1 protein-coding gene and 1 pseudogene are annotated in these 1,868 nt (G+C 48.2%); one reads left to right on the forward strand and one right to left on the reverse strand.

What is annotated here, in order from left to right; all coding sequences use genetic code 11:
* Nucleotides 1-115: 115 nt before the first annotated feature.
* A pseudogene (locus Xkoz_RS19025) lies at nt 116-1,449 on the reverse strand (reverse transcriptase domain-containing protein).
* Between the two features lie 214 nt (nt 1,450-1,663).
* Between Xkoz_RS19025 and Xkoz_RS23645 the strand changes: the two are divergent.
* On the forward strand, nt 1,664-1,868 hold a 205-nt coding region (locus tag Xkoz_RS23645), incomplete at its 3' end, for a hypothetical protein (protein WP_244183529.1).

Below are 1,868 nucleotides of genomic sequence, written 5' to 3' on the forward strand. Positions count from 1 at the left end.
AATGACCACTGCTGGTGAGTAGACCTACCCAGTCACCTGGGCAGATCCCTCCTCAGAACCGGACATGCAGAACTACCGCATCCGGCTCCCGACAGACCCCAGTCGTCACACCTATTCAGCAAGAATTGAACATTGAATGGACTTTCCAGCTTGAAGGATAACCCAGCACTTTCAGGATCAGAGTCAGCTTTTCCCACGTTAACCCCCGTCGTCCTCCCTTCCGGTTGAACCATCTGTAAAGTACCGCTTGCTTTGGTAGATAAATTGCCCGACTCGTCTCTGGTTATCAGAAATACCGTGATAATTTATCCAGCCTTTGATAACCCTGATGACGATGGTCAGAACACGCCTTTTGTCAGGTGTATTCAGGTTCTTCCAGAGGAAGTCCCTGAGTCCCTTCAATTTGGCGGCAAAACGGTCTTTTCGACTGGTCAACTTCAGTCGCCAGAAACCCTTTCGCGATATCCCCCAATAGCAGGTAAATCCCAGAAAGTTAAACGTAGGTAAGCGCCCGCCAGACTGGTTAGCTCTCATTGCTGCAACGTGACCCGCCGGAATTAATTGCGATTAGTCACTGTGCAACGCCAGACCGTATTTACTCAGTCGTTTAGGTAATATCTTATAAAAGCGTTTTGCCTCACTCAGGAACTCAAAGGTAAACACCATATCATCAGCGTACCTTACCATTCCTGCCCGACCATGAAGGTGTGAACGGCTGGTTTCATCATACCATTCATCTATCACATAGTGCAGGTAGATATTGGCAAGTACCGGCGACAAGATTGACCCTTGGGGACATCCGCACACATTGTCGGATATCTGTTTACCCTCGATAACGGGTGCCGTTATTAAGAACTTAATGAGTCTGAGGAAACGGCGATCTGATATCTTCTTCCACAGTAAATTCATCAACTCAATATGGGGTATCGTGTTAAAGTACTGTCGGATGTCAATTTCCACAACCGCCCCATTCCAGTTACGGTATGTTTGCTGTTGTAGTGCCTTCAATGCCGCATGACAATTTAATCCCGGCCGAAATCCGTATGAACACGGCAGAAACAGCGGCTCATAAATTCGGCTGAGAATATCACTGACCGCAAGTTGCACCAGTTTGTCCTCTATGCACGAAATCGCCAGTGGCCGTTTACTACCCTCCTCTTTCGGGATCTGCGTGATTCTGGCGGCTTTCGGGCGATACGTCCCTCTGCGTATTCGCAGGATGAGATGGTGAATATTCCCATCAAGATGTTCCCCGTAAGCGGATTTTGTCATGCGATCAATACCTACCGTTTTATTCCCGTCAAGCCGTAGGAATTGTCCTTTCAGCATGTTACTGTTCAGCAAATGCCCTAAATTATTGAACACCTGCTGTTTGTTACAGGCTGATTTCTTGCCTATACGCTCAAGTTTTGTTAACCATGATTGTCCGTCGTTGCTGTGTACGGTCATTGTTTCCCTCTCACGTTCGATCTGTCTGCCAGCCCTTCGCTCCGCGATCATGACTCGTTTCATCACGACTATGGCTGATTCCGACTTCCTGATACCCATCTCTCAGGCCTTGTGTTTTGGCACTTGTGCCCGATATACTCATTTCCTTGAGAGGTGTCAGGATCTCCTGGGTTCCGCACTGTTCTCTACAAACTCGCCGACGCCTGAGACTCCGGTGTGTGCTTCTGACTGGAAAAAAAATCACCAGTGTGCCCATTCAGAAACTATTGCCTGCTGGTTCGACGATACCATCGGCACAACGCAATCAGCGAATTTCGGAGTTATCACGTTCACCTATTGGTTTCGGCTCGAATGTTTCGCTGTCTACGCTTCATTTCCTTTGTTACCGCCGGAGATGCAAGACTCGCTACGTAGTGATC

Source organism: Xenorhabdus kozodoii (genome assembly GCF_002632875.1).
Taxonomy (GTDB): domain Bacteria; phylum Pseudomonadota; class Gammaproteobacteria; order Enterobacterales; family Enterobacteriaceae; genus Xenorhabdus; species Xenorhabdus kozodoii.